General features: G+C 68.5%; 21 protein-coding genes. 7 read left to right on the top strand and 14 right to left on the bottom strand.

The features are described 5' to 3' along the window. Nucleotides 1–29 precede the first annotated feature (29 nt). Genes OB895_RS02200 through OB895_RS02190 form a run of 3 tightly spaced genes read right to left on the bottom strand, consistent with a single transcriptional unit; the run spans nt 30 to nt 4214 of the window. Nucleotides 30–1682 carry a GMC oxidoreductase gene (locus OB895_RS02200; RefSeq protein WP_311878826.1) on the bottom strand — a complete coding sequence of 551 codons (1653 nt, stop codon included), beginning with the start codon at nt 1680–1682 and terminating at the stop codon, nt 30–32. After that, entirely contained in the window at nt 1679–2590 is a 912-nt protein-coding gene (locus OB895_RS02195) for a YegS/Rv2252/BmrU family lipid kinase (protein WP_311878825.1), read from the bottom strand. The genes OB895_RS02200 and OB895_RS02195 overlap by 4 nt, the downstream gene beginning before the upstream one ends. Nucleotide 2591: 1 nt before the next feature. After that, on the bottom strand, nt 2592–4214 hold the full coding sequence (locus OB895_RS02190; protein WP_311878824.1) for an FAD-binding oxidoreductase: 1623 nt from the start codon (nt 4212–4214) through the stop codon (nt 2592–2594). A 20-nt stretch (nt 4215–4234) separates the two neighbouring features. Between OB895_RS02190 and OB895_RS02185 the strand changes: the two genes are divergently transcribed. The 3 genes from OB895_RS02185 (at nt 4235) to OB895_RS02175 (ending at nt 7125) form a co-directional block, all read left to right on the top strand. Next, nucleotides 4235–4840 (top strand): TetR/AcrR family transcriptional regulator, encoded by a 606-nt coding sequence (locus OB895_RS02185; RefSeq protein WP_311878823.1) that lies wholly within the window; start codon nt 4235–4237, stop codon nt 4838–4840. After that, nucleotides 4837–6288 (top strand): glycerol-3-phosphate dehydrogenase/oxidase, encoded by a 1452-nt coding sequence (locus tag OB895_RS02180; protein WP_311878822.1) that lies wholly within the window; start codon nt 4837–4839, stop codon nt 6286–6288. The genes OB895_RS02185 and OB895_RS02180 overlap by 4 nt, the downstream gene beginning before the upstream one ends. 141 nt (nt 6289–6429) lie before the next feature. Continuing rightward, nucleotides 6430–7125: an SPFH domain-containing protein gene (locus OB895_RS02175; protein WP_042540289.1), complete on the top strand. Its 696-nt coding sequence runs from the start codon at nt 6430–6432 to the stop codon at nt 7123–7125. Between the two features lie 57 nt (nt 7126–7182). Here OB895_RS02175 and dxs read toward each other — a convergent pair whose 3' ends face one another. The 5 genes from dxs to dut all read right to left on the bottom strand — a co-directional run bounded on the left by dxs (nt 7183) and on the right by dut (nt 14068). Continuing rightward, nucleotides 7183–9123 carry a 1-deoxy-D-xylulose-5-phosphate synthase gene (gene dxs / locus OB895_RS02170; protein ID WP_042540225.1) on the bottom strand — a complete coding sequence of 647 codons (1941 nt, stop codon included), beginning with the start codon at nt 9121–9123 and terminating at the stop codon, nt 7183–7185. A 169-nt stretch (nt 9124–9292) separates the two neighbouring features. Next, nucleotides 9293–12130 carry an aconitate hydratase gene (locus OB895_RS02165; RefSeq protein ID WP_311878819.1) on the bottom strand — a complete coding sequence of 946 codons (2838 nt, stop codon included), beginning with the start codon at nt 12128–12130 and terminating at the stop codon, nt 9293–9295. A 153-nt stretch (nt 12131–12283) separates the two neighbouring features. Next, the gene (locus OB895_RS02160) at nt 12284–13018 is read right to left on the bottom strand and encodes a DUF3159 domain-containing protein (RefSeq protein WP_042540221.1); all 735 of its coding nucleotides are present in this window, start codon (nt 13016–13018) and stop codon (nt 12284–12286) included. After that, nucleotides 13015–13602 (bottom strand): DUF3710 domain-containing protein, encoded by a 588-nt coding sequence (locus OB895_RS02155; protein ID WP_042540219.1) that lies wholly within the window; start codon nt 13600–13602, stop codon nt 13015–13017. Before OB895_RS02155 ends, OB895_RS02160 begins: the two co-directional genes overlap by 4 nt. Beyond that, the gene (gene dut / locus OB895_RS02150) at nt 13595–14068 is read right to left on the bottom strand and encodes a dUTP diphosphatase (protein WP_042540218.1); all 474 of its coding nucleotides are present in this window, start codon (nt 14066–14068) and stop codon (nt 13595–13597) included. Before dut ends, OB895_RS02155 begins: the two co-directional genes overlap by 8 nt. A 12-nt stretch (nt 14069–14080) precedes the next feature. Here dut and OB895_RS02145 point away from each other — a divergent pair, with 12 nt between their 5' ends. Continuing rightward, nucleotides 14081–14545: a DUF3093 family protein gene (locus tag OB895_RS02145; protein ID WP_311878815.1), complete on the top strand. Its 465-nt coding sequence runs from the start codon at nt 14081–14083 to the stop codon at nt 14543–14545. 152 nt (nt 14546–14697) lie between these two features. Here OB895_RS02145 and OB895_RS02140 read toward each other — a convergent pair whose 3' ends face one another. Next, nucleotides 14698–14991 carry a DUF4193 domain-containing protein gene (locus OB895_RS02140; RefSeq protein WP_042540214.1) on the bottom strand — a complete coding sequence of 98 codons (294 nt, stop codon included), beginning with the start codon at nt 14989–14991 and terminating at the stop codon, nt 14698–14700. Nucleotides 14992–15187: 196 nt separating this feature from the next. On the opposite strand from OB895_RS02140, the gene sepH reads away from it, so the two are divergent. Further along, the gene (gene sepH / locus OB895_RS02135) at nt 15188–16222 is read left to right on the top strand and encodes a septation protein SepH (protein ID WP_042540212.1); all 1035 of its coding nucleotides are present in this window, start codon (nt 15188–15190) and stop codon (nt 16220–16222) included. Nucleotides 16223–16251: 29 nt separating this feature from the next. Here sepH and OB895_RS02130 read toward each other — a convergent pair whose 3' ends face one another. After that, entirely contained in the window at nt 16252–17373 is a 1122-nt protein-coding gene (locus OB895_RS02130; RefSeq protein ID WP_311878813.1) for an alkaline phosphatase family protein, read from the bottom strand. Between the two features lie 60 nt (nt 17374–17433). Here OB895_RS02130 and OB895_RS02125 point away from each other — a divergent pair, with 60 nt between their 5' ends. After that, entirely contained in the window at nt 17434–19875 is a 2442-nt protein-coding gene (locus tag OB895_RS02125; protein WP_079112872.1) for a DNA gyrase/topoisomerase IV subunit A, read from the top strand. Between the two features lie 61 nt (nt 19876–19936). Here OB895_RS02125 and OB895_RS02120 read toward each other — a convergent pair whose 3' ends face one another. From OB895_RS02120 to OB895_RS02105, 4 genes are read right to left on the bottom strand one after another with little or no spacing between them, the layout of a single operon-like run. After that, a complete protein-coding gene (locus OB895_RS02120; RefSeq protein ID WP_311878811.1) occupies nt 19937–20851 on the bottom strand; it encodes a 3-oxoacyl-ACP synthase III family protein in 915 nt (304 codons plus the stop codon). Nucleotides 20852–20865: 14 nt separating this feature from the next. Further along, nucleotides 20866–22158 (bottom strand): F390 synthetase-related protein, encoded by a 1293-nt coding sequence (locus tag OB895_RS02115; RefSeq protein ID WP_079112874.1) that lies wholly within the window; start codon nt 22156–22158, stop codon nt 20866–20868. Continuing rightward, nucleotides 22158–22955 (bottom strand): MBL fold metallo-hydrolase, encoded by a 798-nt coding sequence (locus tag OB895_RS02110; protein WP_079112875.1) that lies wholly within the window; start codon nt 22953–22955, stop codon nt 22158–22160. Before OB895_RS02110 ends, OB895_RS02115 begins: the two co-directional genes overlap by 1 nt. Then, entirely contained in the window at nt 22952–23941 is a 990-nt protein-coding gene (locus OB895_RS02105; RefSeq protein WP_079113984.1) for an NAD-dependent epimerase/dehydratase family protein, read from the bottom strand. The genes OB895_RS02110 and OB895_RS02105 overlap by 4 nt, the downstream gene beginning before the upstream one ends. Nucleotides 23942–23973: 32 nt before the next feature. Between OB895_RS02105 and OB895_RS02100 the strand changes: the two genes are divergently transcribed. Then, nucleotides 23974–25191 (top strand): glycosyltransferase, encoded by a 1218-nt coding sequence (locus OB895_RS02100; protein WP_079112876.1) that lies wholly within the window; start codon nt 23974–23976, stop codon nt 25189–25191. The last annotated feature ends 3 nt before the right edge of the window (nt 25192–25194 follow it).

Genomic DNA, 25194 nt, shown 5'->3' with positions numbered 1-25194 from the left:
CCGCCATCAGGCGGCCCCCTCCGTCGTGTCTACAGCGGCGGGCGCTGATCGGCCTCGCCGCGGCGGGGCCAGTGCGACAGAGCGCGCTCGGCGAGCGCGGTGATCGTCAGCGACGGGTTCACCCCGGGGTTCGCCGGGACGGCGGCGCCATCCACGACGTGCAACCCCGGGTGACCCCATACCCGATGGTAGAGATCGACCACGCCGGTCTCGGGGGTGGACGAGATCACGGCGCCTCCGAGGAAGTGAGCAGTCAGCGGGATGCCGAAGACCTCGGGCCACGAGCCTCGGGCCGCAGCCGGAACGCCGCCTTCCTCCTCGACCCGCGCTGCGATCGCCGCGGCCGCGCGGTGCGCCTGCGGCAGATGACTGGGGTTCGGTTCGCCGTGTCCCTGTGCACTGGTCATGACCAGCCGCCCGAACCGTCGCCGGAGTGACAGCGAGAGGGAGTTGTCGACCGTCTGCATCACGAGCGCGATGATGCCGCGTTCACTCCAGCGTCGAAGTGAGCCCAGACGCAGCTGACGGATCGGCGCACGCACGAACTGACCGATCAGACTCGCCAGTCGTCGTCCGAGACCGCGATCACCGGGCACCATGATCGACGCGAGCGCCCCCATGAGGTTCGATCCCGGCCCGTACCGCACATTCTCGACGTGCGTACTCGCATCGATGTGGAACGAGGTCGTGATCGCGACGCCGCGCGCGAGCTCGAGGGAGGCCGGGACAGCAACGGCGACGGCGCCGTCGAGAGCCTCCGAGTTGGTCCTGGTGAGGCGGCCGACCGCGTCCGACACCCGTGGGAGGGCTCCGGCGCGTTTCATCCGATGCAGCAGCTGCTGCGTGCCCCAGGTCCCCGCTGCCAGCACCACCTGGCGTGCACGGACGGTGCGGCGCTCGCTCCGGAACCATGCCCCGCTTCGCTCCGTCGTCACCGAGAAGCCACCGCCGGGGAGTTCGCGCACCTCGGTGACGGTGCGCAACGCCTCGATGACGACACCGCGCTTCTCTGCGAGGGCGAGATAGTTCTTCATCAGTGTGTTCTTGGCGCCGACGCGGCATCCGACCATGCAGTTGCCGCAGAGCGTGCAGCCTGTGCGGTCCGGACCCTCCCCTCCGAAGAAGGGGTCCGCTGTGCGCTCGCCGGGCTTGCCGAACCAGACCCCGACAGGTGCGTTGCGGAACGTGCCACCCACTCCGAGGTCGTCGGCTGCGCCCGCCATGATGCGCTCGACGGGGCCCGTGTGCGGATAGCGTTCCACCACTCCGAGCATCCGCTTCGCTGTCGCATAGTGCGGCGCGAGGTCAGTCTCCCAATCCGCGAGAGCACTCCATTGCGGGTCATCGAAGAACGCGCCGCCGGGCTGATACAGCGTGTTGGCGTAGTTGAGGGAGCCCCCGCCCACCCCTGCTCCCGCGAGGATCATCACATGAGGCAGACGATGGATGCGTTGGATGCCGAAGCATCCGAGCTTCGGCGCCCACAGATAGCGGCGGACGTTCCAGTTGGTCTTCGGGAAGTCCTCGTCCTCGAAGCGACGACCCGCCTCGTACACGCGCACGCGATAGCCCTTCTCCACCAGCCGCAATGCGGCCACCGAGCCGCCGAACCCCGAGCCGATGACGACGACCTCGTCGTCGAAGGCCCCGCTGTCCTGCGCATCGCGCGAGGTATCGTTCATCGTTGCTCCTGCGCAGTCGTGGGCACCAGGATCGTCAGAGCCGACCGGCGGATTCCGATGGTGCACTCGCTGTCGGCGATGCGCTCTCCGTCGGCGTAGACGACGAGCCCCGGGGCGCTCACCGTCACGGAACGAGCCTGGCGATGGGTCACCTCGGGTCTGGTCAGATGCGCTCCGCGCAACAGCAGCGGGAACAGGTGCAGCAGCCGAAGCCGAGTCAGCGGCGCGACCTGCACGATGTCGAGCAGCCCGTCGTCGGCGGCGGCGCCGACGCACAACGGCATGCCCCCGCCGTAGCTCTCGGTGTTGCCCACCGCGACGAGCGTGCCGGGCGCGTGGATGGGCGCGGCGCCGTCGACGGAGACCGTGAACTCCATCGGCCGGAGGCGCACGAGCTCCACGATCAGGGCGAGGTAGTAGCGCAGCACACCGTGCGGCCAGCGCAGCCGGTTGGTGCGATCACTGACCTTCGCATCGAACCCGAGCGCGGCGATCGTCAGGAATGGATCGACGCGCCCCGCCGCGCGTATCTCACCGATGTCGATCGCTCGGGGAACGCCGGTCAGCACGAGCTCCGCCGCGGCGACCGGGTCGCGGCGGGGCAGACCCAGAGCTCGAGCGAGGTCGTTGCCGGTGCCGGCCGGCACCAGGACGACCGGCACCCCGGCTGCGCACACCGCGTCGAGGATGGCGGAGAGCGTGCCGTCTCCTCCGACGACGACGAGCACGCGAGGACTCTCACGGAGCGCCTGTGCCACCAGGATCCGGCTGGACGCGGCCGACTCTCCCGTGTAGACGCGCACGTCCAGACCTCGGGCGCGGAGGTGGGCGAGCGCGGCTTCGGCCTGATGCGCTCCGCGCCCCTTGCCGGCGAACGGGTTCGACAGCACGGCGATGTGCTCAGCCATGTCAGGCCGACCGATCCGACATGATGACCGCCCCCGGGTTGAGTATCCACGTCGGGTCGAGCTCGCGCTTGATGGCCGCGAGGATCCGCACGCCCGTCTCGCCGATCTCCTTCTCGAGCCATGGGGCATGATCGCGACCGACGGCGTGGTGATGGCTGATCGTGCCACCCGCCGCGATGATCGAGTCGTTCACCCGTCGCTTGATCTCCGCCCACGCCTCCAGGGGGTCGGACCGAAGGTTCGCGAGCACCGTGAAGTACAGGGAGGCTCCGGTCGGATAGACGTGTGAGACGTGGCACATCACATAGGACTTGGCTCCGGCCGCCGCGAAGCCGCCGCGAAGAGCGGCCGTGATCTCCGCTCGGAGGTGGTGCAGGTTCGACCACGTGGTCGCCGTCTCCAGCGTCTCGCAGAACACCCCCGCGTCCAGCAGCGAATCTCGCAGATAGGGGCCGTCGAATCGGCCGTCGAGCCATCCCTCCGCGCCGCCCGCTCCGGATGACACGCCACCTGCCGCCGTCAGGATCTCGGAGGCCCGCGCCCGACGCTCGGCGATGCCGTCCCCCTCGTACACGGTGACGATGCTCGCGCCCTTCGCGAGCGCCTTCCCGATCCGGCCCACCTGGGCGAGGCTGACGGCGGTCTCGGCCTCATCTGAGAGACGAATGACCGTGGGGCCACCACCGTTCTGGGCCACCTGTCGCAGCCCGTCGACACCATGCGAGAAGTCCGCGAAGCTCCACGACTCGAGGACGCGTTCTCGTGGCACAGGGTGGACTCGAACACGAACCTCGGTGATCACCCCGAAGATGCCCTCCGACCCCAGGAAGACTCGGATGAGATCGGGACCGGCTGCGGAGCCCGGTGATCGACCGAGATCGATGTCCCCGGTCGGGGTCGCGACTCTGAGGCCGGTGACCATGGAGTCGAATCGCCCATGCCCTGCCGAGTTCTGCCCCGACGAGCGCGCAGCCGCGAACCCGCCGATCGTGGCGTAGCGAAAGCTCTGCGGATAGTGGCCGAGTTCGAAGCCCTGAGCAGCGAGCAGCGCCTCAGCCTCCGGACCGGCGGTCCCTGCGGCGAGACAGGCCTCGCCGCTCACCTCATCGAGACGGATGAGGCCCGAGAGCCGCCGCAGGTCCAGACTGATGACCGCGCGGTGCGCGCCTCGATCGGGGTCGAGAGCGCCGACCACGCTCGTTCCGCCCCCGAACGGAATCACGGCGATCCCCAGGTCGGCGCACACGCGGAGCAGCGCCGCGACCTCATCGTGGCTTCCTGGCAGCACGACGGCATCCGGAGACGCCTGTTCCCGCTGCCGCCGTCTGAGCAGATCCGGTGTCGAGCGGCCCCCTGCATGGCGGATCCGCGACTCATCCGCCGTGTCGATGTGCTCTGCCCCGACCACCGCCCTCAGCGCCTCAAGATCGCCGTCGAGCAGTGCGGACGGCTCGACCCGCACCTCGGCGAGGTTCACCGCCGTCGCGGGCTTCTGCGGGCGTCCGAGCAGCAAGGGCAGAAGCATGCGCACGGCACGCGGCAGATCTGATGCCCGAGCGGGATCGCCCCAGCCGTTCCAGCGCATCTCCGACCGCACGGCGACCCTGCCGTTCTCTCCGCTCATGCGTTACAGTGTGACAGATCATGGAAGAACGTCAAGTACTGGCCGACGTCGGCACCTCAGCGCCCGAATGGGATGCCACGCAATCGCGCATCCTCGACGCCGCAGATGAGCTGATCGTTCGCCGAGGAGTGCACGGCCTGACGATCGCAGAGCTCGCTCGCCGTGCCGGTCACAGCCGGCCCACCGTCTATCGCAGTTGGAGCGATGCCGACGATGTCGTCCGCGCAGCGCTGCTGCGCAGAGTCGCAGTGATCCTCGACCGGTTCCCGGCTCATGCAGCCACCCGAAGCGAGCTGGTCGACGACGTCCTGCGCTTCACCGCGCTCTTCCGGGCAGACGCCGTGTACGGGCGGCTTCTCGCTGAAGAGCCCGAAGCATTCACCCGGTACACGCTGCAGCGGGTGGGATCGAGCCAGCGACTGATCCTGGCCTGGCTGGCCACGGCGATCGGATCGGCGCAGCGGGGCGGATCAGTCCGCTGGGGTGATCCGAACGAGATCGCCGTCATGCTGCTGCTCATCGCCCAGTCTGCGGTGCTCTCGCACGGGACGGTCTCAGAGCTCCTCTCCGAGGACTCGTGGGAGCGCGAGTTGCGCGCCGCACTCGACGGGCTGGTCCGGCCATGACCTCTCACTCCCCCGACCTCAACGTCGCGCGTCGGGCCGCAGAACTCCGCCGGACGGGCGACGAGACGGTCGATGTCCTCGTGATCGGCGGGGGCATCACGGGTGTCGGCGTCGCGCTCGATGCCGCAGCACGGGGTCTGAGCGTCACTCTTCTCGAGGCCGAGGACCTCGCGTTCGGCACCAGCCGTTTCAGCTCGAAACTCGTGCATGGCGGACTTCGCTATCTCGCCACCGGCGATGTGGCCACCGCCAAGGAGAGCGCTGTCGAGCGACACCTCCTGATGACGCGGATCGCACCGCACCTCATCCGTCCGCTCGGCCAGCTCCTGCCCTTCACGACCGGGGTGACCGCGCGCCAGCGTGCGGCCGGGACTGTCGGGATGGCGATGGGAGACCTGCTGCGCATACGAGCCCGCACGCCGAGCCGGTTCCTGCCACCGCCGCGCCTCATCTCGGCTCGAACGGCTCAGCGCCTCGTCCCTTCGCTCTCCCGAGCGGGCCTGCGAGGAGGGATGCTCTCGTACGACGGTCAGCTCGTCGACGATGCGCGCCTGGTCGTCACGGTCGCCAGGACTGCGGCGAGTCACGGCGCTCGCATCCTCACACGGGTGCGGGCGCTCGCGCTGCGCCGCGACGGCGCCATCGCTCAGGACGTGCTGACGGACGAGCGCCTGGATATCCGGGCGCGAGCGGTCGTCAACGCCACCGGTGTCTGGGCCGGGAGTCTCGATGAGTCGATCACGGTGCGGCCCAGTCGCGGGACGCATATCGTGCTCGATGCCGCCGATCTCGGCGACCCGTCGGCCGCGCTGACGATTCCGCACGAGGGTTCGATCAGCCGCTACGTCTTCGCGCTGCCGCAGCAGCACGGAAGCGTGATCGTCGGACTCACCGACGAGGACGCGCCGGGGCCGGTGCCGCGCGTTCCTGTGGCGACCGAGGGCGACATCGCGTTCCTGCTCACGAACCTCAACCGAGTGCTGTCCGTGCCGATCACTCGGGACCAGGTACGCGGATCATTCGCCGGGCTGCGCCCACTCGTCGACACCGGCGCGACCTCGACGGCGGATATCTCCCGTCGTCATCTCGTCGAGGTCTCGGAGAAGGGCTTCGTCAACGTGCTCGGCGGCAAGCTGACCACCTACCGACGGATGGCCGAGGACGCGGTCGACCTGGCCGTTGAGACGGCAGGACTCGGCGCGGGCCCCAGCAACACGGCGACCCTGCGGCTCACCGACACCGCCGTCGCCGTTCCCGCCGGCGACAGCGTGGGCCGCGGACCTGTGTCGCGCGCCACCATCGAGTTCGCCGTCCGCGCCGAGGGCGCGATGACCGCGGATGATGTGCTCGACCGGCGCACGCGCGTCGGTCTCGTGGACGAGGACCGCGAGCGACAGCGTGCAGCCGTCGAATCCGCCGTCGCCGAAATACTCGCCACTCTCTCCTGACAGGGCCGCACCACCGCGACCGACCCGCCCCCTATCCGCCTCGCGGCAGGCCGGGTAACGAGCGCGGAACAGCGCATGAACACCTTCGCGTGCGCCTCGAAGATGGCGATCCGCCCGCGCTCGAGGGGGCACAGTGGTGGCATGGACATGCTCCTCTCGATGCTGGGCGGCAAGGGAATGTCGGGCCTCTTCAAGACCGGCACTGCGATCCTCACGATCCTGCTGGTCGTGCCGGCGCTGTTGAAGATCTTCATCGTCACGGTCGATGAGGGGTGGGCTGCGATCCGCACGCGGAACGGCAAGCCGATCATCCGCAACCGACCGCAGCGTCGCCCGTCATCCCGAGGCGGAGCGGTCGGAGAGGTCGTCGTGCTCGACCCGGGATCCCACGGCGCATTCCCGCTCTTCTACTGGTACCGCCTCATCGATGTGCGGTGCCGTGCCACCGATCTGCCCGCGCGAGAGATGACCGGGGCGAACGGACATCAGCACCGCGTGCATGCCTCGTTCGAGTGGCGTCCGATCCCGACCGGGCGAGATCTCCGGGTCTTCGAACTCGATGTCGTCAACGTCAAGGAACGCGCCTCGAACATCGTCGGTGCGGCGCTGCGAGACGTCATCCGAGGACTCGACGGCGCCGAGCTGCCGCACAACGACGAGATCAACACCCGCGTGATCGCTGCCAGCGCCGAAGAGGTGCGCCGGGCGTGCGGAGTCGAGCTCGTGCGCGTCATGGTCACCGGCGATGCCCTGACCGACGGCTACCTGCTCTCGACCGCTCTCCGCGACTCCGATCGCGGGGCCCAGGCGGTCGCAGCCCTCCACGCATTGAACTGATCGTCGGGTTCGCTGACTCCTCGGCCTTCCTCGGCCGGGACCGGAATGCGACGTCGATCAGCTCCGCTCGTGCAGCGGCAGGTCGATCGATCCGTTCGCGCCGGCATCCCGTGCAACGGGGATTCGCGTCCCGAGCACCTGAGAGACGACGTCCTGCGCGATCTTCGACGCGGTGAGGCCTGCATCCGCGAGGATCTGGTCCCTCGATGCATGATCGATGAACTCGTCCGGCAGCCCCAGCTCGTCGACGGCCGTGTCGATGCCGGCTTCGCGAAGGACCTGACGAACGCGAGTGCCGATGCCGCCGACGCGGATGCCGTCTTCGATGGTGATCACGAGACGATGCCGCGCGGCCATGCTCACGATCGAGGGCTGCACGGGAATCGCCCACCGGGGGTCGATGACCGTCGCGCCGATGCCCTGGGCACGAAGCCGCTCGGCGACATCCATCGCGAGAGCTGCGAACGGGCCGATGGCCACCAGCAGGACATCCTCCGACTCACCCCTGGCCAGCACGTCCACGCCGTCGTGCAGGCGCTCGATCGCCGGCAGCTCGGGCGCGACGTCGCCCTTGGGGAAGCGGATCACCGTCGGGGCGTCGTCCACGAGGACGGCCTCGTCGAGAGCCTCCGTCAGCCGCGCGGCGTCTCGTGGTGCCGCGATGCGGATGTGCGGGACGATCTGCAGCATCGCGAGGTCCCACATGCCGTGGTGACTGGGCCCGTCGGGTCCGGTGACACCCGCACGATCGAGAACGAAGGTGACGCCCGCGCGGTGCAGCGCAACGTCCATGAGCACCTGGTCGAACGCGCGTCCCATGAAGGTCGCATAGAGGGCCACGACGGGATGCAGTCCGCCGAACGCGAGGCCAGCGGCGGAGGCCACCGCATGCTGCTCGGCGATGCCCACGTCGTACACACGGTCGGGGAAGCGCTCGGCGAACGGAGCGAGCCCCGTCGGGCGCAGCATGGCTGCCGTCATGGCGATGACGTCGTCGCGACGCTCGCCGACCGAGACCAGGGCGTCGGAGAACACGTCGGTCCAGCCGGTGCCGCCCGACGAGAGCGTCTCGCCCGTGGTCGGATCGATGCGCCCGACAGCGTGGAACTGGTCGGCCTCGTCGTCTCGGGCGGGCTGGTATCCGCGGCCCTTCTCCGTGATGGCGTGCACGATGACCGGTGCACCATAGGACTTCGCAAGCTCGAGGGTCTCGAGGAGTGCCGGGAGGTCGTGCCCGTCGACGGGACCGAGGTATTTGATGTCGAGGTTGGAGTACAGCGCCTCGTTGTTGGTGAAACGCGACAGGAAGCCGTGGGTGCCACCACGCACGCCGCGGAAGACCGCGCGACCGACGGGCCCGAACGCCCGGAAGAGCCGGTCCGACTTGTGGTGCAGGTCCTTGTAGGCCGCGGCGGTGCGCACGCGGTTGAGGTACCGCGACATCCCGCCGATCGTCGGAGCGTACGAGCGCCCGTTGTCGTTGACGACGATCACGAGATTGCGGTCGTTGTCGTCGGAGATGTTGTTGAGGGCTTCCCACGTCATGCCGCCCGTGAGCGCACCGTCGCCGACCACCGCGACCACGTGACGATCGCCGCGACCGGTCGCGGTCAGCGCACGGGAGACTCCGTCGGCCCAGCTGAGAGAGCTCGACGCGTGGGAGGACTCGACCACGTCGTGCAGGCTCTCGCCGCGCTGGGGGTAGCCCGCGAGTCCACCGCGGACGCGGAGGGACGAGAAGTCCTGGCGTCCCGTGAGCAGCTTGTGCACGTAGGACTGGTGGCCGGTGTCGAAGATGAACGGATCGTCGGGCGACGAGAAGGTCCGATGCAGAGCGATCGTCAGCTCCACCACTCCGAGGTTGGGGCCCAGATGTCCGCCGGTACGGGACACGTTCTCGACGAGGAACTCGCGGACCTCGCCGGCGAGTTCGATGAGCTGCTCCGTCGAGAGGGAGTCGAGATCACGGGGTCCTGAGATGCTCGGAAGAATGGGCATCTGCACCTCCTCATAGGCACCGTTGGCGGCATCCGATTCCGGTTCGAAAGCCTGATCGATCCTACCGCGGCCATCCGTGAAAGCTCGGAGAACGCCTCGCCCCTTGACACGGACCCGCACACGCGAAAGGGCCCGGTTCAGAAGAACTGGGCCCTCGTCGTCGCTGTGATCAGACCAGCGAACGCAGCACGTACTGCAGGATTCCGCCGTTGCGGTAGTAGTCCGCCTCACCGGGGGTGTCGATGCGGACGACCGCGTCGAACTCCACGACCTGCTTGCCCTCGGGCGAGTCTTCGGTCGGGGTGGCGGTCACACGGACCGTCTTCGGAGTGGTGCCGTTGTTGAGCTCCTCGAGACCCGTGATCGAGACGACCTCGGTGCCGTCGAGACCCAGCGACTCCCAGCTCTCGCCTGCGGGGAACTGCAGCGGGACGACGCCCATTCCGATGAGGTTCGAGCGGTGGATGCGCTCGAAGCTCTCGGTGATGACGGCCTTGACGCCCAGCAGGCTCGTGCCCTTGGCCGCCCAGTCTCGCGACGAGCCGGAGCCGTACTCCTTGCCGCCGAAGATGACGAGGGGTGTGCCCTGCTCCTGGTAGTTCATGCTCGCGTCGTAGATGTACGACTGCGGTCCACCGGGCTTCGTGAAGTCACGGGTGAAGCCACCCTCGACGACCTGGCCGTCGTTGACGGCCGAGACCATGACGTTCTTCAGGCGGATGTTCGCGAACGTTCCGCGGATCATGACCTCGTGGTTGCCGCGGCGCGATCCGAAGGAGTTGAAGTCCTTGCGGTCGACGCCGTGCTCGGTGAGGTACTGAGCCGCAGGGGTGCCGGGCTTGATGTTGCCGGCAGGCGAGATGTGGTCGGTCGTCACCGAGTCACCCAGCGTCGCCATGACGCGCGCGCCCTCGATGTCGCGCACCGGGGTGAGCTCCATCGTCATGCCGTCGAAGTACGGCGCCTTGCGCACGTAGGTCGAGTTCTCGTCCCACTGGAAGATGTCGTCGTCCGGGGTGGGCAGGCTGCGCCAGCGCTCGTCGCCGTCGAAGACGGTGGAGTACTGCTTGATGAACTGCTCACGCGAGATCGACGAGTCGACGAGCTCCTGGACCTCGGCCGGGCTGGGCCAGATGTCCCTGAGGAAGACGTCTTCGCCGTCGGTTCCCTTGCCGAGCGCATCGTTCTCGAAGTCGAAGTGCATCGAGCCTGCCAGCGCATAGGCGATGACCAGCGGCGGGCTGGCGAGGTAGTTCATCTTCACGTCGGGGCTGATGCGTCCCTCGAAGTTGCGGTTTCCGGAGAGCACGGCGGTCACGGCGAGATCGTGATCGTTGATGGCCGCGGAGACCTCCTCGATCAGCGGGCCCGAGTTGCCGATGCAGATCGTGCAGCCGTAGCCGACGGTGTAGAAGCCGAGGCCCTCGAGGTCCTTGTCGAGACCGGACTTCTCGTAGTAGTCGGTGACGACCTTGGATCCGGGGCCGAGTGTGGTCTTGACCCACGGCTTCTGCTTGAGCCCCTTCTCGAGCGCCTTGCGGGCGACCAGACCCGCGGCGATCATCACCGAGGGGTTCGAGGTGTTGGTGCACGAGGTGATCGCCGCGAGGGTGACCGCGCCGTTGTCGAGGATGTACTTCTCACCGGACGGAGTCTCGACCGGCACGGGCTTCGACGCGTGCGCCGGAGCTCCGCTGTTGATGTGCACGGGACGAGTCGTGGTGGGCTCCTCCTCGCCGGGGACCGAACCGGGGTCGGATGCCGGGAAGGAGTGCTTCGACTCGAGATCGACGACGGAGTCCGACGTCGATGCCGAGGCGTACGCGAGGATGTCCTGCTCGAACTGCGACTTGGCGTCGGAGAGGAGGATGCGGTCCTGCGGGCGCTTCGGGCCGGCGATCGACGGCACCACGGTGCCGAGGTCGAGCTCGAGGTACTCGCTGAAGACGGGCTCCTGCGAGGCGTCATGCCAGAGCTTCTGCTCCTTGGCGTAGGCCTCGACCAGCGCGACGGCCTCTTCGCTGCGACCCGTCAGGCGCAGGTAGTCGAGGGTGACGTCGTCGATCGGGAAGATCGCCGCGGTCGAACCGAATTCGGGCGACATGTTGCCGATGGTGGCGCGGTTCGCGAGCGGCACCGAGGCGACGCCCTCGCCGTAGAACTCGACGAACTTGCCGACGACGCCGTGCTTGCGCAGCAGGTCGGTGATCGTGAGGACGACGTCGGTCGCCGTGACACCGGCCGGGATCTCGCCCGAGAGCTTGAAGCCGACCACGCGCGGGATGAGCATCGACACGGGCTGGCCGAGCATCGCGGCCTCGGCCTCGATGCCGCCGACGCCCCAGCCGAGCACGCCCAGACCGTTGACCATGGTGGTGTGCGAGTCGGTGCCGACGCAGGTGTCGGGGTACGCGCGCAGCACGCCGTCGACGTCGCGGTCGTAGATGACCTTGGCCAGGTGCTCGATGTTCACCTGGTGCACGATGCCGGTCCCCGGGGGAACGACCTTGAAGTCGCTGAAGGCCGTCTGGCCCCAGCGCAGGAACTGGTAGCGCTCGCCGTTGCGCTCGTACTCGATCTCGACGTTGCGCTCGAGAGCGTTCTCCGAGCCGAAGAGGTCGGCGATCACCGAGTGGTCGATGACCATCTCGGCGGGTGAGAGCGGGTTGATCTTGTTCGCGTCGCCACCCAGTGCGGTGACCGCCTCGCGCATGGTGGCGAGGTCGACGATGCAGGGAACACCGGTGAAGTCCTGCATGACCACACGGGCCGGCGTGAACTGGATCTCGGTGCTCGGCTCAGCCGCGGCATCCCAGGAGCCCAGGGCTTCGATCTGCGCCTTCGTCACGTTCGCGCCGTCCTCGGTGCGAAGCAGGTTCTCGAGGAGGACCTTGAGACTGAAAGGGAGCTTGTCGAAACCGGGCACCGTGTCGATGCGGAAGATCTCGTAGTCGGTGCTGCCGACCGTCAGGGTGCTCTTGGCACCGAAGCTGTTCACCGTGGACACGATTCCGTCTCCTTCTATTCGGATGGGAGCGACAGGCGCCTCCATCTTGCTCGCCAGCGAGCCCCTGCGGCTAGCAAGGCAGTCCTAACCAGTCTGCTCTGCTCGGCCTCCGGGCGAAAGCCTGCAATTTATCTTGATGTCAAGATAAATCTATCATGACCGCTGCGGTGTTCCGGCATCCGGGGTTCGCGGATACAGGGCGCGCACGACGAGCCAGGTGACCGCGATCAACGGCGCGAACAGCGGCAGGCCCATGATGAGCTTCAGTGTGCCGAGAGCCGTGACGTCCCCCGCCAGATACAGCGGCAGCTGCACCGCGAGACGTGCGAAGAACAGCGCAGCCCAGGCGATGCCGAGCCACAGGAACGCACGACGCTTTCGACGATCGCGCCTCCACGCGGTGCCCTCTCCCATCAGGAAGCCGACGGCGAGACCGATCAGCGACCAGCCGATCAGGGCCGAGACGAGCATCCCGGTGCCGTAGACGGCGTTGGTGATGAGCCCGGGGACGAAATTGTCTTCGCCTCGCCCCGTCCACAGCGCCAGTGCGGCGGCAGCCGCCGCGGCCACGAGGCCACCGATGGCGGCCGAGGGCGGGGACTTCTGGAGCAGTCTGACGATGGTGAAGACCGCCGCGAGTCCGACCGACACGCCCAGAGGCAGGATCAGGGGTTCGGGCCGGATCGTGAAGAGGATGACGAACGCGAGGCTGGGAAGCACCGATTCGAGGATGCCGCGCCATCCGCCCATCGCGGACCACACCACCTTGTGCGTCGCGTCGCTCTCGGTCGGGTCGAGACCGGCGCGGCGGGCAGCGCCGCCGAGCGCGGCCCCGACGATGTCGGATGCGCTCTGCTCGCGCTCGGGCTCGGGAGCGGGGGTGGTCACGCGGAGCCGGGAGTCGCGGGCATCTTCAGCGGGATCAGGTCGCGCGGAGGCATCGGAGCTCCCCCGCGGACGACGACGATCGACCGGAAGAGATCCTCGACCTTGGCGGCGGCCTCGAGGTCAGACGCCGCAGCGCCGCCGATGACGCCGCGGAGGAACCATCGAGGGCCGTCGATGCCGATGAACCGGGCGAGCCGCAGCTCGGAGCCCTCGTTGGCCGCGGCAGGGACCTCTGCGAGAAGCTCCTTGCCGAGCGGCCCCTCGCGCTCCTCGACCCGCCCGCCCTGGGTGCGGACCTGATCGCGCAGCTGCACGCGGGTCTCGTCCCATAGCCCACCGGATCGGGGCGCGGCGAACGGCTGCACCTGGAGGGAGGAGTCCGCGTAGTCGAGTCCGACGGCGACGATGCGCTTGGACTGCTCCTCGACCTCGAGTCGGAGGTTCAGCCCCTCACGCGGGAGGATCTTGATTCCACCGAGGTCGATGTACGGACGAACGGGGTTCGCCTCGGAGTCGTCGAAGGGACCCTGTGTCGCCCGGTCGTCCGGTGCCGACTTCGAAGGAGTCGCATTGTTGTCAGTCATTGATCTGTCCTGCCGAAGATGAATGGAGTCCTGCCTGGTAGCCGGTCGAGCCGAAGCCACCCTCGCCGCGGACGCTGCCTGGCAGCTCCTCGACCGGGATGAAGGTGGCACGAGTCACGGGCATCACGATCAGCTGCGCGATGCGATCGCCGACGGCCACATCGTACGCCGTGTGGATGTCGGTGTTGATCAGACTCACCTTGATCTCACCGCGGTATCCGGCATCCACGGTTCCCGGCGAGTTCACGATCGAGATGCCGTGCTTGGCCGCGAGACCGCTGCGGGGCACGACGAATGCCGCGTACCCCTCCGGCAACGCGATGCGCACCCCGGTCGCGACGAGCGCCCGCTCCCCCGGGGCCAGATGAACGGCCTCGGCCGCCACCAGATCGGCTCCGGCATCGCCGGGGTGGGCGTAGCCGGGCACGACAGAGGCGATAATGGGGACATCAACGGATTCAGTCACCCCACGAGGCTAATGCAGAACATCGCTCCCGACGCGCGGACCCGCTACCGCGAGAGACTGTCCCCCAGCCTGTGGCTGCTGGTGACGGTCGCTCTCGCCGGCCCCATGGTGGCGCTCATCTTCGTGCCCATCGGCTCGACCGTCGCCCTGATCGTCGGCGCCGCCGTCTCGGCTGTGCTGGTGGTCGCGTTCATCGCGCTCGCGCCGCTCGTGTCGGTCGACGGCGACGTGCTTCGTGCCGGTCGAGCGCACATCGAGGTCCAGCACCTCGGCACGCCCCGAGCGCTGAGCGCCGAAGAGGCGCGCCAGGCGCGGGGCCCAGGCCTGCCGGCACGGGGCTGGCATCTCATCCGCGGGGGTGTCGACGGGGTGGTCGTCGTTCCGAACGATGACCCTGACGATCCGGTGGACACCTGGACCATCTCGACCCGAACTCCCGATCGGCTCGCCGCGGCGATCATCGCCGCCCAGCGCTGACCTGACCAGAACCGGCGCTGCCCTGACCAGAACCGGCGCTGCCCGACCAGACCCAGCGCCGGCTCGACCGCGACGAGCGCTGACCTGACCACAAGACGACGCGCCCCTGACCGTGAGGTCGGGGGCGCGTGGGATCTTGTTCTCTGGTGCGCTCAGGCAGCGCACTCCTTGCAGATGGGGCCGGAAGCCCCCTCGTGGTCGAGCTGCGAACGGTGCTTCACGAGGAAGCAGTTCATGCAGGTGAACTCGTCCTGCTGCGCGGGCAGCACGACGACATCAAGTTCGAGGTCGGAAAGATCGGCTCCAGGAAGATCGAAGCTGGACGGGTTGTCCGCGTCCTCGTCTCCTGACGAGCCGGAGAGCTTGTCCGGCACACGCTCCTTGAGGGCTTCGATCGACTCGGAGTCGTCTTCACTCTTGCGGGGAGCGTCGTAGTCGGTTGCCATGTGGTGAATCTCCACTTTCATGCGAGTGGGTGGTGCGCCGTCGGGGTAATCGGCGGCCATAGTTTGCATGACCGCGGAGGAATAAGCAAATGCCCGCGGCTGCGACAGACCAAACTCACGGCACGCCCAGAGTATTCCCGGTTCTGGGCGGCCCCGCGTGACACCATGAACGCACACCCATCAGAGGGGCATTCGCATGGAAAACGTCACCATCGTCGGCACAGAGGCAGGAGTGCTCGTACTCGCGACCGAGTCGGGCGAGCGCTTCGCGCTGCCCATCGACGACGTCCTGCACCGCGAGATCCGGCGCGCGACGCGACAGAGCGAGCCGACGGCTCAGCGGCTCGCCGCGAGTCCGCGCGACATCCAGGCGCAGATCCGCGCCGGCCTCACGGCACCGGAGGTCGCCGCACTCCTCGGCATCAGCGTCGACGACGTCATCCGCTTCGAAGGACCCGTTCTCGCCGAGCGTGAGCACGTCATCGGTCAGGCCCTCGCCGTTCCCGTCCTGATCGGCAGCGATGTCGAGCCCGACGCTCAGCCCACCTTCGGCACCGCGATCCGCGCCAAACTGTCTGAGGTCGAGGCCTCGGCCGAGCGCTGGGCGAGCTGGAAGGACGACACCGGCTGGATCATCAAGCTCGAGTTCACCGCCAACGAGGTCGAGCACGATGCACGCTGGAGCTTCGACCCCCGACGCAGTGCGCTGGCGCCCCTCAATGCCGATGCCACACAGCTGTCCCGCCAGGGCTCGCTGCCCGACGGCCTCATCCCCCGTCTGCGCGCTGTCGAGGCTGAACGGCAGGCATCGCCCTACAAGGACGACAGCCGCTTCGACTCCGGCGCGTTCGGACCCCGCCTGCTCCCCGCGCCCGAGGCTGATGTCGATGACAGCATCGCGCCCGAGCGCTCGACTGCCGCGGTGCAGGATGCCGCCATCAAGCGCGCACCCGAGTCGGCGACGACGAGCCCCGAGACGGCCGACCTGCTCGAGGCTCTGCGACGCCGACGCGGCCAGCGCGAGACCGCGCCGATCCTCGACCACTCGGACGACAGCGACACGGACCAGAATCCGATCGCGCTGTTCGACGCCTTCGAGAGCAACGAGCCCGGCGAAGACGAGCCGGAGGTCACCCCCGAGCCGTCGAACGAGGGCAATGGACGCCGCAAGCGCCGCAACGCGATGCCGTCATGGGACGAGATCGTTTTCGGAGCACGCACCGACGAATAGGGCGCCCTCAGGCGGGTGGATGCCGACGATCAGCGAGCGAACGCGCCGAACCTGAGCAGTGGGACCTGACGCTCCTCCGGGGTCAGACCACCATGCTGCCCGATCATCCCCCTGCTGCGTTGATCCGCGGCCGTACCGTCGTACACCGCCCCGTTTCCTCTCGCCACGACGAGCACATCGCCGATCCTCGACGCGGCGGCCGATGTCACCTCGGGGCCGAAGAACCCGGATGCGATCGCCTCCTGCCCGGTGCCGACGTCGGCGAGGCCTTCGAGATCGCGACGCCACCGCTCGGCGACGACCGCCGCATCGGCGTCCGGTTCGACATAGACGTGCAGCATCCTCGGTTCACCTCCGATGTGCCGGACCCCGTCGAGGTGCTCGGCCTCGAGCACGACCTGCCGGTGCACCGGCACGTCGACCATGCCGTGGTCCGAGGTCACGAGGACGCCGACGCCCGGAGGCACGCGTCGAGACAGGGCGGCATCGATCTCTTCGAGCGCCGACACCCATTGCACCGAGTCGAGGCCGTACCTGTGCCCGGCCTTGTCGGCCTCGGGCAGATAGCAGTAGATCAGCGAGCCCGGGTGACGCTCGGCGAGGTCGTATGCCACCTCGACGCGCTCTGCGGGTGTCTGGGCGGCGACGAACTCGGCCCCGCGCAGCGTGGCCCGGGTGAACCCGCTCGCCGCGTAGGCGGCGACGCCGACCGCGAAGGTCGGGCGCCCCTCTGCACGAGCGCGCTCGAAGACCGTCGGAGCCGCCTGCCAGGTCGCCGGATCCAGCCCTTCCGACTCCCAGCCGGTCAACTGATTGACCAGGATGCCCCGAGCAGGGTCGAGAACGCGATAACCGACCAGGCCGTGCTGCCCCGGCCAGACCCCGGTGAGGATGCTGGTCAGCGCCGCCGCGGTGGTCGAGGGGAAGACCGAGTGGGCGACGTGCTTCTTCGCCATCCCGGACGTGAGCGCCCTGGCATGGCCGGCGTGGGCGCGCAGGCTGATGGCGCCGAGCCCGTCGATGATGGCGAGGACGACGGATTCGGCCCGCGGCAGGCTCGCCGATTCGCCGCGGAGAGCGGCGAACACGTCGTCCGCCACCCCGACGACGCTGCGGGCGGCGAGCGACTCGGACGGTAGAATGAGGGACATCCGAGCCAGTCTGACACAGGCTCCCGTACGCCCTCAGCCTCGCACCATTTCAGGATGCCCATGCCGAAGACCCCGCCTGCCGAGCTCGCCCCCGAGCGAATCCAGGACATCGATCTCGAAACAGAGATGCAGGGTTCATTCCTCGAGTACGCCTATTCGGTGATCTACTCGCGGGCTCTGCCCGATGCTCGCGACGGATTGAAGCCCGTGCAGCGTCGCATCCTCTATCAGATGGCCGAGATGGGGCTTCGCCCGGACCGCGGTCACGTCAAGAGCGCCCGCGTCGTGGGCGAGGTCATGGGAAAGCTGCACCCGCACGGCGACTCGGCGATCTACGACGCCCTCGTACGACTCGCCCAGGAATGGGCTCTGCGTGTGCCGCTGATCGACGGCCACGGCAACTTCGGCTCGCTCGATGACGGGCCCGCAGCGGCCCGCTACACCGAGGCACGACTGGCCTCCCCTGCGATGGCTCTCACCGAGAACCTCGACGAGGACGTCGTCGACTTCATCCCGAACTACGACGGTCAGTTCCAGCAGCCCTCCGTGCTCCCTGCTGCGTTCCCGAACCTCCTGGTCAACGGCGCGAGCGGCATCGCCGTCGGCATGGCGACCAACATGGCACCGCACAACCTGATCGAGGTCGTCGCCGCCGCCACCCATCTGCTCGAGAACCCCGACGCCACGACCGAAGAGCTCATGGAGTTCGTGCCCGGCCCCGACTTCCCCTCGGGTGGCATCCTGATGGGGCTCGACGGTGTCAGAGACGCATACGCCACCGGCCGCGGCGCCCTGAAGGTGCGCGGCAAGGTCTCGGTCGAACCGCTCGGGCCGCGGCGCACCGGCATCATCGTGTCCGAACTCCCATACATGGTCGGCCCCGAGCGTCTGATCGAGAAGATCCGTGACGCGGTGCAGTCGAAGAAGCTGCAGGGCATCAGCGACGTGACCGATCTCACCGATCGCAACCACGGGTTGCGCGTCGCGATCGGCATCAAGACCGGCTTCGACCCCAATGCCGTGCTCGAGCAGCTCTACCGGCTCACCCCGCTCGAGGACTCCTTCAGCATCAACAACGTCGCCCTGGTCGACGGACAGCCGCGCACGCTCGGGCTCAAGGAGATGCTGCGCGTCTATGTCGCGCACCGGCTGGAGGTCATCACCCGCCGCAGTCGATACCGTCTCGCCCGTCGAGAGGAGCGCCTGCACCTCGTCGAGGGCCTGCTCATCGCGATCCTCGACATCGACGAGGTCATCCAGGTCATCCGTTCGTCGGACGACTCCGAGCAGGCGCGGGCTCGACTGCGCTCGGTGTTCGACCTCAGCGAGCTTCAAGCCGAGTACATCCTCGAACTGCGCCTGCGGCGCCTGACGAAGTTCTCGCGCATCGAGCTCGAGACCGAGCGCGACGCCCTGCTCGCCGAGATCGCCAGGCTGCGGGATCTGCTCGGGAGCGACGTGCTCCTGCGAGCAGTGGTCGCCGAGGAGCTCGACGCAGCGGCTGACGCATACGGGACTCCTCGCCGCACGCTGCTGATGAACGCCGCGCCCCCGAAGCCGCGCGCCACGAAGGGCGCGGTCGACCTGCAGATCGCCGACGCTCCGACCGTGCTCGTGCTCTCGACGACAGGGCGTGCCGTGCGGGTGGACCTCGCCGAGGGCCAAGAGCTGACGCTTCCGGCACGGCGAAGCAAGCACGACGCGATCCTGACGACTGTCGAGACGACGGTGCGCGCAGAGATAGGCGCGCTGACCTCTGAGGGGCGCGTGCTGCGTTTCTCCCCCGTCGATCTGCCGTCCGTGCCGTCGTCCTCCGTGCAGCTCGCGGCGGGAGCTCCGCTGCGCGATTATCTCGGCATCACCATCCGCGGAGAGCGGATCCTCGGTTTCGTGCGCTTCGACAGCGACGTCCCGATCGCCATGGGCACGGCACAGGGGACGGTCAAGCGCATCGTCCCGTCGACGCTTCCCGTGCGTCCGGATCTCGAGGTCATCGGCATGAAGCCCGGTGACACGGTCGTCGGCGCGGTCGAAGCGCAGGACGACGCCGACCTCGTGTTCGTGACGACCGACGCCCAACTGCTGCGGTTCTCCGCCTCGGCCGTCCGCCCGCAGGGCGCGCCCGCAGGCGGCATGGCCGGCATCAAGCTCGGCGCCGGTTCATCGGTGCTGTTCTTCGGAGCGGTCTCGCCGGATGCCGATGCCGTGGTCGCCACCGTCTCGGGTTCCGACAGCAGCCTTCCGGGCACCGAGCCAGGACGCGCCAAGGTGACGCCCTTCGCCGAGTACCCGTCGAAGGGTCGGGCGACCGGCGGAGTGCGCGCGCATTCGTTCCTGAAGGGCGAGGACCACCTCACGGTCGCCTGGGTCGGGCCGAGCCCCGCGCAGGCCGTCGACCCGACAGGTGCGGTGCGCAAGCTCCCCGAGCCCGGCGCCCGACGCGATGCGTCGGGTCAGCCGATCGACGGCGTGATCGGGAGCATCGGTCGCACTCTGGTCTGAGCGCGCGCGCCAGTGCGACCTGACCCGCAGCGGCGTCTGAGGCGGCGGCCGGTGAGCCGGATCAGAGTCGGAGAGCGAGGATGTTGGCGGTGAGCCCGGCGGCCGTGCCGCAGAGAATCACGGTGTCGCCTGCCCCGACGCGACCGCTATCGAGCGAGCGGGCGAGCATGAACGGCACGGACGACGAGACCATGTTGCCGAAGTCCCGCACCTCATCGATCCGACGGTCGGCAGGGATTCCGAGGCGGTCGAGCATCGGCCCGAGCGCGGCAGACGCCTGGTGGGGAACCCAGAGGGCGACATCGTCGTGCGCGATCCCCGATCCTCGGTGGAACGCCTCGAAGAACTCGGGAAGCACGCGCATCATCCCCAACAGCGCCCGGCGCCCGTTCATGTCGAACAGGTAGTCAGCGGAGTCTCCCGCCGCATAGGCCTGCGCGGGCGATCCCGACAGCCCGCCCCTGATCTCCGTGTCGTGCGCATACGCGGGCCAGGTGCGCTGAGCGCTGGCGATCACTCCTCGGTCGCCGTCAGCGGAGCGGCGCAGCACGACGGCCGCACCGGCGTCGCTGAAGAGCTCGAAGCTCTCGCGCTGCTCCGGATTCAGGAACCGCGTCCCCACATCTCCTGCGAACACGAGGATCGTCTCATGATCCCCGGCATCGAGATACCGCGAGGCGATGTCGAGCGCCGTGATGAAACTCGTGCAGGTCGAGTTCACGTCGAAGGCCGCCGCATGCCCGGTGAGCGTGAGTCTCTCCAGCACGAGCGCGGCCGTGCACGGGATCGGCTGGATCCCCGCGGCAGACGCACCGAGAACGAGGTCGACGTCGTCCGCCGTGATGTCCGCGTGCGCCAGTGCCCGCTCGCACGCCTCAGCCAGCATGTCGAGATGAGACACGTCGTCGTCGATGCGGTACCGCGTCTCCTCCCCGAATCGGACGACACGCGAAGGCAGAGAAGTCCCCCAGCCCACGATCTCGCAGTTCCTCACCATCTCCGGTCCCCCCATTCCTGCACCACGCGCCGCAGCTTCACGGCCCCGTCGTTCACGTAGTCGACGAACGTGATGTCCGGCCGCTCGCACCCCAGCCGGTCGGCCAGCGCATGCACCTCGTCTTCGACGAGACGCCGAGATCGATCGTCGAGGGTGTCGAGCGCGATCTGCAGCCGCGACTCGCCGATCTGGGTGATGCGGTATTCGTCGAACCCTTCGGCAAAGAGCAATGCGCGCGCGATCACGTCTGCGAAGACTGGCAGATCCCGGCCGTCGAGGGAACGGAACACCAGGGTGTCGCCCTCTCGTCCCTCGATGCGCTCGATCGCGGTGAGCGCGCTGCCGCAGGGGCACGGTCGGGTGCGCTCGCGGAGCACGTCGCCGAGCCGATACCGCACGATCGGCTGCGCCCGACGGCGCAGGTCCGTCACGATCGGCGTGAACCGCTCGGCATGCAGCGCCTCGCGTTCGACCAGGATGTTGTCCTCGTTCAGATGGATCACCCCGTGCTCGCAGGTGTGCGCGAGGAATCCCTCGGTGCACTGGTAGAGCTGGTGCAGGACGGGCTGTCCGAGGGAGGCGGTGATGCGCCGCTCGTCAGAGAGCTCGAGCACCTCCGCCACCGAGTACACCCGCTGCGGCACGACGTCGAATCCACCGGCGTCGGCTGCACGTGCGATCAGCCTCAGCACCGACGGCGGAGCCACGAGGATGGTCGGTCGGTACTCGCGCAGCCGGGCGATGTTGTCGTCCATGTCGGTGTAGACGTCGAAGTAGCGGAACGAGACCGCCCGCGAGCCGACCGACTCGTACAGGCTGTTATCCGCCCGGAGGAACAGCGCGATCCGATGCCCGAGGAGCCTGCCCCGAGGCAGGGTGCGGGCGAGCACGGTTCCCACCCAGGCATCGCGTTCGGCGCTGCTGACCACGAAGAGGCCACGGTGGCCGCTGGTGCCGCTCGACAGGCCCACCGAGTTCGAGCCCAGATCCGCGTCGAAGTCACGGGAGCGCTCGTTCGCGATCGCCAGTGCAAGGGCCTCGTCCTTGCCCACGCCGACGGTGTTGATCTCGTCGAAGCGGCTCATCATGACGCTCTTGTCCATGAGCGGCAGTTCCGAGAACGAGCGCGTCACGAGGAGGTCACGGAAGTAGGGCGACCGCCGTCGCAGGAATCTCAGGTGCGAGCGCAGCAGGCGCCTCTGACGCCGTTCGACCGCAGCCCGAGTGCGCAACGGGCGGAGCCAGCGTACCGCGACGAACTCGCGCAGGATCCTGAGCTTCGACATCAGCTCAACAGCTCCTTCGCGTCGAGCGGATCATGGCTGCAGACCACGCGGATGCCGGCCGCTGCGAGCTCGCCGAGAATCCGCGCCGTGGCGGCGTATCGATCGGCATCGTGCTGGACGGCTCGGGGCAGGGCCTTCAGCGTGCCGGAGGCGTCGATCAGATCGCTCCCCCATGCCGCATCCCCGGCGAGCAGGACGCGGCGCTCGATCAGCGCGCCGAGGTGTCCGTCGGCGTGGCCGGGCAGATCGACGACGAGGTACGAACCGTCGCCCAGAAGGTCGTGAGTTCGCAGTGCGGTGCCGCCGACCTCGACGGTGGCGAAGGCTCCCTCATCGATCACGATCCGCTCGGCATCCGAGAACCAGCTCGGAAGCAGGCCGGTGAGCACCCCCGCGCGCAGTCGCGGAGCCGACAGCGTCCGCTCGTGCCCCGCGCTCAGCACGAAAGTGGCATGCGGGAACCGACGGACTCCCCCGACGTGGTCCGGATGCAGATGAGACAACACGACGTGCGTCACGGACGCGGGGTCGACGCCGTCCGCGCGGAGCCGGGCGGCCACATCATCCGCGTCCCCGACGATCGGAGGAAGCAGACGACGGTAGACGGCACCGCGCCAGCCGGTGTGCCACCGTCCCGTCGCATATCCGGTGTCGAACAGCACGCGCCGGCCGTCCGCGGTGTCGTACAGGAACACGCCGGAGGGGAACTCGCGGACACCGTGCGGTGCGCCGCGGAACATCGCGCCGACGTCATGTGAGGTGCTGCCGCAGACGTAGTGGCGGAGGCGGCCGGTCACGCATGCTCCCTCAGGTGTGCGGCCACGCCGGCGAGAGCGTCATCGAGCGACACCTCGGGGCGGTATCCGAGCTCCGCTTTCGCGCGCGTGATGTCGAGCGTCTGAGAGTACGCGATCGTGCTGAGCGTGTAGCGAGTGAGCGGCGGCTCCGGCCGCCACGGCAGCATCGAGCAGACGCCCTCCGACGCGGATGCCAGCACCCAGGCCGCTCTTCGGTGCATCGGGCGGAACCGCGGGGTCTCCCCCATCCGCTCGAGGAGGATCGTCAGCAGTTCGCGGAACCGCCGCGGGTCGTCGTTGGTGATGTTGTACACCCCGCCCGCAGCGTCTCCGCGGGTCAGAGCGAGGCGCAGCGCCGAGGCCACGTTCTCGACCGCCGTGACGTCGATGAGATTGTCGCCGCCGTCGAAGACCGGCACGCCGATGCGTGCGTGGACGTCGAGAAGGCGGGGCACGAGGCTCGGGTCGCCCACGCCGATCAGACCGCGGGGGCGCACGATCACGAGCTCTGCGATCTTCCCGCTGTCCACGGCGTCGAGCAGCAGATCCTCGGCGGCGATCTTCGAGCGGATGTATCCGTTCAGTCGATTGGAGCGATCGACGTCGGGTTCGCGGATGCCGATGCGGTCCCGAGGTGCGGCATACACGCTGGGAGATGACACATGCACCACCCGGCGCACACGGTTGCGACGGGCGAACTCGACGACATGATCGGTGCCGTCGACGTTCGCCTCGCGGAAGTCCCTCCAGCGCCCCCAGGGAGCCGACAGCGCGGCGCAATGGATCACGGCGTCCACGGGGAGGTCCTGCGTGCGGAGAGAGGCCAGATCGCCGAGAACTCGGTGGCCGTCGTCGGCGACCAGCTCGAGCGCGTGCTCGTTGCGGCCCGCGGCGAAGACCTCGTATCCGTGTCTCCGCAGCTCGGGCACGACGTGACCGCCGAGGAACCCGCTCGCCCCCGTCACCAGCACACGGGCTCCGGACATGCTCATCACGATAGTCGTCCTATTGTGGTCGAGTGCGCATCGCCATGGTCACCGACTACTACCTGCCCACGCTCGGCGGCGTGCAGACGGTCATCAAGGCGCACAGAGAGGCTCTCGAGCAGGCCGGGCACGAGGTCTTCGTGTTCGCGCCCCTGGCCGAGTCCGGCGACGACCCGCATGTCGTGCGCCTGCCGACCGCCCGACGCTTCGCACCGGACGGATACCCGTTCGCCTGGACCCCCTCGGCCGTCGCGGCGTCGCTCACCGAGGGCCTGCGCTCCCGCCGAGTCGACATCGTCCACGTGCACACCGAGATGTTCGCGGCGCTGGGCGGTTTCGAGGCGGCGAAGACTCTCGGACTACCGGTCGTGCAGACCATGCACGGACGCATCGACGTCTACACGCGCTCTGTGCTGCCGCTGCCCTCGATCACGACGGCGCTGCTCGCGACCATGCACCGGCGCCGCATGAGCCACGACAGCACGGTGGTCGACAGCAGCGCGCCATATGCGCAGACACGTGCGGCGCGGCTCATGTGGCGGCTCATGGTCAGCCAGGCGAATCATGCCGACCAGGTCATCGTGCCCTCCGCCCATTTCGCCGCGAAGCTCTCGGCTCAGGGCGTGCGGACGCCGCTCACCGTGCTCTCGAACGGCCTGGAGGCGACGGTGCTCCACGAGGTCGGCGCTCCCCCGCCGCGCATCCTCGACCCCGCAGAGCCGCTTCGAGTGGTGTGGTGCGGAAGGCTCTCGCCCGAGAAGCGTCCTGAGGTCTTCGTCGACGCCGTGAGTCAGCTCTCAGGCATCCGAGCCGAGATGTTCGGCGACGGTGTGGCCAGACATCGCGTCGCCGCGGCATCAGCCGGCATGGCTGCCGGCAAGCTCACGGTGCACGGCGGGGTCGCCCAATCGCGCGTGCTCGAGGCCATGCGCGGTGCGCACGTCCTGGTGTCGAGTTCCCTCGATTTCGACAATCAGCCGATGGTGATCCTCGAGGGGATCGCCTCCGGCCTGCCGGTGATCGTCACGGATCCCGATCTCCTCGAGATGCTGCCCGACGGCGGTGGGCTCGTCACTCGGACACCGGATGCCGAGGGACTGGCGGCCGCGATCCGAGAGCTGCGCGACGATCCCGCGCGGCTCACTCGGATGAGCGCAGCTGCGATCGCTCACCGAGAGCGAGTCTCTCAGGACACCCACCGAGACGCGCTGCTGGACGTCTACCGGGCCGCCATGGCTCTGAAGCGCTGATGC

It is taken from the genome of Microbacterium forte, from assembly GCF_031885415.1.
Classification (GTDB): Bacteria; Actinomycetota; Actinomycetes; order Actinomycetales; family Microbacteriaceae; genus Microbacterium; species Microbacterium forte.
This window is presented reverse-complemented; position numbering and strand designations above follow the sequence as displayed.